This is a genomic window from uncultured Marinobacter sp., from assembly GCF_963974375.1.
GTDB lineage: Bacteria > Pseudomonadota > Gammaproteobacteria > Pseudomonadales > Oleiphilaceae > Marinobacter.
Genome location: NZ_CAXBDN010000330.1, coordinates 1 through 3,985, shown reverse-complemented (window position 1 = coordinate 3,985; position 3,985 = coordinate 1). Strand labels below are relative to the sequence as shown.

The 3,985-nt window shown below is 53.3% G+C and carries 5 protein-coding genes; all 5 read right to left on the bottom strand.

The features are described from left to right. Positions 1 to 16 precede the first annotated feature (16 nt). Complete coding sequence (tnpB, locus tag AAC035_RS19390) at positions 17 to 220, bottom strand: IS66 family insertion sequence element accessory protein TnpB (protein WP_339806759.1); 204 nt, start codon at positions 218 to 220, stop codon at positions 17 to 19. Continuing rightward, the gene (locus AAC035_RS19385; protein WP_339806758.1) at positions 217 to 507 is read right to left on the bottom strand and encodes an IS66 family insertion sequence element accessory protein TnpB; all 291 of its coding nucleotides are present in this window, start codon (positions 505 to 507) and stop codon (positions 217 to 219) included. The genes tnpB and AAC035_RS19385 overlap by 4 nt, the downstream gene beginning before the upstream one ends. Before the next feature lie 322 nt (positions 508 to 829). Continuing rightward, a complete protein-coding gene (locus AAC035_RS19380; RefSeq protein ID WP_339806757.1) occupies positions 830 to 1,792 on the bottom strand; it encodes a calcium/sodium antiporter in 963 nt (320 codons plus the stop codon). 72 nt (positions 1,793 to 1,864) lie between these two features. Beyond that, positions 1,865 to 2,314 carry a tellurite resistance TerB family protein gene (locus tag AAC035_RS19375; protein ID WP_339806755.1) on the bottom strand — a complete coding sequence of 150 codons (450 nt, stop codon included), beginning with the start codon at positions 2,312 to 2,314 and terminating at the stop codon, positions 1,865 to 1,867. A gap of 168 nt (positions 2,315 to 2,482) precedes the next feature. Next, positions 2,483 to 3,985, bottom strand: a protein-coding gene (locus AAC035_RS19370; RefSeq protein ID WP_339806754.1) for an IS3 family transposase whose coding sequence is annotated in 2 segments (ribosomal slippage) — positions 2,483 to 3,555 and positions 3,555 to 3,985 — 1,504 coding nt annotated over the 2 segments. Because the reading frame shifts where the segments join, the coding sequence is not laid out codon by codon here. This gene is flagged as partial in the annotation.

The window sequence follows — 3,985 nt, the reverse complement described above, 5'->3', positions numbered from 1 at the left end:
TACTGTATGGCGAATTTCAGCGGGGCGGCAGAACGTCGTGGAATGAACGCTTACTCTTCATCTGGGTCTTGCGGCGATTAACGAAGACGAAATACTGGCCGCTGAGTGGGTCGTGCTTCAACTGATTCCGGACCAGGGCGCTCAGGCCCCGGAACGATTTGCGCATGTCGGTGGGCTCGGTGCACAGCCAGATGCGCGCCTGGCTATCGAGCCCGATCATCCGTTCTGGCTCAGCCGTAGTTCAACGCCGTTGCCGAGGCTAAGCACAATGTTCCAGCCTGGGCCGGAGGATTGCGACGTGCCCATCAGTGACGACAAATCCAGAAAGCTGGCTTCACCGGATCCTGCCGAGTCATCGAGCGACGGATCGGCCAGGCGCTTACGCCAGTTACAGAAGCTGGCGTAGCCAATGTTCTCTTGTTTGCAAAATTGCGAAGCCGAGAGGCCGCTGGCGCACTGCTGATCAACCAGGGTCTGCCACTGTTCTGGAGTACGGTGCTTTCTCATAGGGGTAACCTCGTGCTGGGAAATGTGAGGTTACTGTATGGCGAATTTCAGCGGGGCGGCAGAACGTCGTGGAATGAACGCTTACTTCTGGACAGCATCGTGCATGCTGATGCAAAGCCATTTTTCCTCTCACATCCAACAATTCATTTTTGTCGCTGATATCCATAGAGGCTTTACATCAGATAAGCATCATTACCGGATAATTGGAGGCAGTTTGTATTTTGCCATCCATTTCTGGCGACGCCCACAAGGGTGAACAATGTTTATCAAAGCGGCGGCAGTGTCCTGAGTTTTACCAGGTCACAGGGGACACTGCCGCAGATCAGACTACAAAAAACTGAACACCGAGGAACAATAGATACCCGATAGCCATAGCGGCACCTGTTACGCGACCAATCTTCCCCACAAATAAAAGGGAAAAGGCAAATAGCATTGTCACTGCAACCACGACGGGCATATCGAAGGAGATAAAGCGGCTGTTGATTACCAGCGGCTTTGCAATTGCAGAAAATGCCATGACCGACAAAATATTGAAGATATTTGACCCAACGATTCCGCCAATGATCAAATCAGAGTGGTTCTTGCGTGCGGCAGCCACACAGGCCGTGAGCTCTGGCAGCGAGGTTCCGAACGCAATCATGGTCATTCCAATTACAGCTTCGGGGACGCCCAGAGCGACGCCACCTGCAACGGCACCCTGAACAAGGATCTCTGAACCGACGAGAAGTGTGCCAATCCCAACAACCAGCATCAGTCCGGGCGCTTTTGCACCCTCACCCTCGCTGTAATCTTCATCAGATTCCGGAACATCCAATTTATGGGCTTTGTACTGGTATATAATATACAGAACGATTGCCACCACCATCAAGAAACCGCCCCAGCGCGGCAATAGACCGGCTAAAATCGCAACGACCATGGCGACGGTCGCACCGACCATGACGAGCGTATCAACGCGAGCGGCTTTGTGGTCGAAAACCAAAGGGGCTATCATTGCGGACACGGCTACCACCAAAAGCACATTGGCTATGTTCGAACCAATGACATTGCCGACGGAAATCCCCGGGTAGCCCGTGAGGTTAGCGTTCATAGATGTGAACAGTTCAGGTGCTGACGTGCCAAAAGCTACGATGGTGGCAGCGATGAAAAACTTAGACAGTCCGGCTCTTTCAGCAACGATAATCGCATTGTCTACGGTCCAATCTCCACCCTTAACTAGCAAGTAAACGCCAAAAGCTATGGCGCCTACTGCTATGACAGTCAGCTGATAGGTCTCAAATTCGTGCATTAAAATCCTTCCTTTGAATCAGGGGGCATATGAATTTGATGATTTGTTCACATGCAATTCGTGACCTGAAAACTACAGATCAAATTCTGCAGGATTTAGGTCAAGCTCTCGCGCAATTTCAGCAACCATGGCTCTCTCTTGGGCATCAAAATCGCCATCAGCAGCGCCAATTGCACAGACTACACGTACGAGCAATCTAGCCTGCTCGTCATTACCTTTGATCTTGCCAATTGCCTTAAGAGCCGATCCCTTACCGATGCCATGATCAAACTCAAAATCAGCGGCGGCCTTTTGGAAGACCTCAATGACCTGGCGCATGTCAAAATGCTTCAGTTCGTCGGAGCGCTCAAGAAAACCGGCCATTTTTTGCTTTTCAGATGCGTCTATACTGCCATCCGCTGCAGCGACCAGTGCGCAGCCATTCACTACAGCTTCCATGAAGGAACGGTTTTTAAATTTAGAGGCTTCGGCTGTCAATTTCGAGCGAGCCTGTTCTACATTTTGTTTTAACCAATCAAACATATCTTTCTCCTTGAACTTCGTTTTTTGAAAAATTACAAATATTTTTCTGTTATCTATCTGACTCGAATAGCGAGACAGGAGCTGAGAAATTTACGGCATTGAACTTACTAGGATCTTTTACTAACCGGAGTCTGTCAACGTAGTTGTCGTGTTTAAGTCATCAGCTCTTTAACAGTTCACCGCCTTTTCCGGATTCAGAGTCACTGATTCCGGCAAGCTGAAGTTTCGGATATCACCGGACCAGCGCCGCGGGTTCTCAGCCTTCGCAGCCTCGATCACCTGTTTGCGCTGAGCCAGGATCTGATCAGCCTCGCCATCGTGACGCTGCTGAGGTGTTACGTAATTCAAGGCGCTGTGACGGTGCTCGGTGTTGTACCAGCGCACGAAGGCCAGCACCCATTCACGGGCGTCCTCGATGGTGCTGAAGCCGTTGACCGGGAACCCTGGCCGGAACTTCAGGGTTTTGAACAGCGACTCTGAGTAGGCGTTATCGTTGCTCACTCTGGGCCGGCTGTTCGAGGGCGTAATGCCCAGGTCGTACAGCTTTTCCAGGAAGGTCGAGGCCTTCATGGGGCTGCCATTGTCCGAGTGCAGCACAAGAGGCTTCTCCCTGGCTGCCAGGTGCTCACGCCAGTAAGCCTTTTCGATGAACTCACTGGCCAGCTCTCCCGTTTCGCTCTGGTAGACCTCGTGACCAACGATCTTGCGGCTGTAGACGTCCAGCATCAGGTACAGATAGAACCAGGTGCCTCGTGCCGGGCCAGGCAGCCAGGAGATATCCCACGACCACAGTTGGTTGGGTTCTGTGGCTTGGTGTGTCGTCGCCTGTCTCTTGGGCTGTGGCGCTTTCTGACGGCCTCTGGGGTTAACCTGGCCATGCTCCCGCAGCACACGGTAAAAGGTCGACTCCGAGGCCAGGTAACGCCCCTGATCCATTTGGTCCGCAACGATGAATGCCGGCGGACAGCTCTGGTATCTCTTTTGATTGCTGAGTGACACCACAGCCTGACGCTCCTGATCCGTCAGTTTGTTAGTCGGTGCCGGCCTGGGCACCACCGGTCTCTGATCCGCTTTGACAGCCTTATCAGTCGTCCAGCGCTGGAAGGTGCGCACACTCAGGTTCAGCAAGGCACAGGCCTTGGCCAGCCGGGCGCCGCTGCTCTGAGCTTCGTGGATCAGAGCAACCGCCTGCTGGCGATCCGGGAGGCTGGTCATTCGTCCTCGTCTTTGGGGCCCCAGATCGCCTCGGCTTTTTTTGACAGCGTCAGTAGCGCTGCTGTTTCCGCCAGGGCTTTTTCCTTGCGACGTAATTCAGATTCGAGCTTTTTGACCCGCTTTTTCTCAGTCGTCGCCGCTTTCCGGTTACGCCTGGCCTGTTCGTCAGACTGGGCGTTGGCACCCATGCAGGCGGTCTTCCAGGCTTCGATTTGTTCCGGATACAGACCGTGCTTGCGACAATATTCACCGAGTTCCGCCTCGGTCATCGGGGCGGTCTCCAGAACAATGCGGAACTTCTCTTCGCTACTCCACTTTTCAGGCGTGGCTGAGTTCGACGGCAAAACGGCACCTCGTTCTCTGGCGGCTTTACGCCAATTGTACAAGGTCGCGGTGCTGATGCCTTCCTGGCCAGCTAACTCGGCCACCGTCAGGCTGTGAGGTGGGGCCATCTTC

Coding starts and splice junctions, on each gene's coding strand:
- tnpB (WP_339806759.1), bottom strand. CDS start 220: ATGATCGGGCTCGATAGCCAGGCGCGCATCTGGCTGTGCACCGAGCCC.
- AAC035_RS19385 (WP_339806758.1), bottom strand. CDS start 507: ATGAGAAAGCACCGTACTCCAGAACAGTGGCAGACCCTGGTTGATCAG.
- AAC035_RS19380 (WP_339806757.1), bottom strand. CDS start 1,792: ATGCACGAATTTGAGACCTATCAGCTGACTGTCATAGCAGTAGGCGCC.
- AAC035_RS19375 (WP_339806755.1), bottom strand. CDS start 2,314: ATGTTTGATTGGTTAAAACAAAATGTAGAACAGGCTCGCTCGAAATTG.